Raw genomic sequence first — 1,316 nt, 5'->3', positions numbered from 1 at the left:
GGCGGTTTCTAGGGGTCGTCGCAACACGTGGTTGTGTTGATCAGGTCGCGAGCAGTTTATGCAGGCGCTCGGCTGGGGTTTGCCAGCCGAGCGTTTTGCGTGGGCGGCCGTTGAGTTCGGCGGCAACCTGGGCGAGGTGTTCGCGGGTGTGGGCGGACAAGTCGGTGCCTTTGGGGAAGTACTGCCGCAGCAGGCCGTTGGTGTTCTCGTTCGAGCCGCGCTGCCAGGGGCTGGCCGGATCACAGAAGTAGACCGGGACATCGGTGGCGACGGTGAACGAGAGGTGTGCGGCCATCTCGGAACCCTGGTCCCAGGTCAGCGAGCGGGCCAGGTGACTGGGCAGGGTCTGCACGGTGGTGACCAGCGCGTCGCGGACGTCCTCGGCGCTGCGGCCGTCGGGCAGGTGCAGGAGTATCACGTAGCGGGTGGCGCGTTCGACGAGGGTGCCGATCGCTGAGGCGCTGTCCTTGCCGATGATCAGGTCGCCTTCCCAGTGGCCGGGCACGGCTCGGTCTTCTGCCTCGGCGGGCCGGTCGCTGATCATGACCATCGGGTCCTTGAAGCGCGGCTGACGGCAGTTGGCCTGATGCCGGGGCTTGCGGCGGGCGCGTCCACTGCGCAAGGCGCGAGCCACTTCGCGGCGTAGTTCACCGCGACCCTGGACGTAGAGGGCCTGGTAGACGGTCTCGTGGACCACGTGCATCTCCGGCCGGTCGGGGAAGGTCTTCCGCAGAGCCTGGCAGATCTGTTCCGGGCTCCACCGCTGGTCCAGGCCGGCCTGCACGAAGTCCCGGAGTTCCCGGTTCTGGCTGATCTTGCGCGGCTTGGGGCGGGGACGGCGGCCGTCCGCGCGGGCCTGGGCGGCATAAGGCCGGTAGTGCCACTGGCTGCCCCGGCCCGGGGTGCGGTTGCGGCGGATCTCCCGGCTGATGGTGGACGGACTGCGGCCCAGCTCGGCGGCGATGGCCCTGACCGTTGCTTTCTCCCGCAGCCGGTCGGCGATATAGATCCGCTCGTCCTCATGGAGGTACCGGGACGGCGACGCGGCGGAAGGCGGCACCACCGGACGAACCGGTGGTGCCGCCTTCGAGCGGCCGGACAGCCTGCGGCCATTGCGCCAGCGCCTGCCGGTCTTCGGGTTGATCCCGACGATCCGGCACGCATCCCTGTTACTCATGCCTTGCTGCATGAGCTCGAAGTATGCAGCCCGCTCCGCAGAGAGCTTCTTCGGCCCCTGAGGGCTTCGAACCCTCCGGATCTGAAAGTCCATCGCATCCCCTGAACTGGGGTGTTGCGACGACCACTAGAACCTAAGA

Annotated in this window: 1 protein-coding gene; it reads right to left on the bottom strand. The window is 68.0% G+C overall.

Annotation, left to right across the window (positions count from 1 at the left end; all coding sequences use genetic code 11):
- Positions 1-40: 40 nt before the first annotated feature.
- On the bottom strand, positions 41-1,177 hold the full coding sequence (locus IH09_RS36120; protein ID WP_190233519.1) for an IS30 family transposase: 1,137 nt from the start codon (positions 1,175-1,177) through the stop codon (positions 41-43).
- Between the last annotated feature and the right edge of the window lie 139 nt (positions 1,178-1,316).

The organism is Streptomyces celluloflavus (assembly GCA_000720995.1).
GTDB lineage: Bacteria > Actinomycetota > Actinomycetes > Streptomycetales > Streptomycetaceae > Streptomyces > Streptomyces celluloflavus.
Note: the sequence above shows the minus strand (reverse complement) of the source record. Positions and strands in the feature narration are given on the sequence as shown.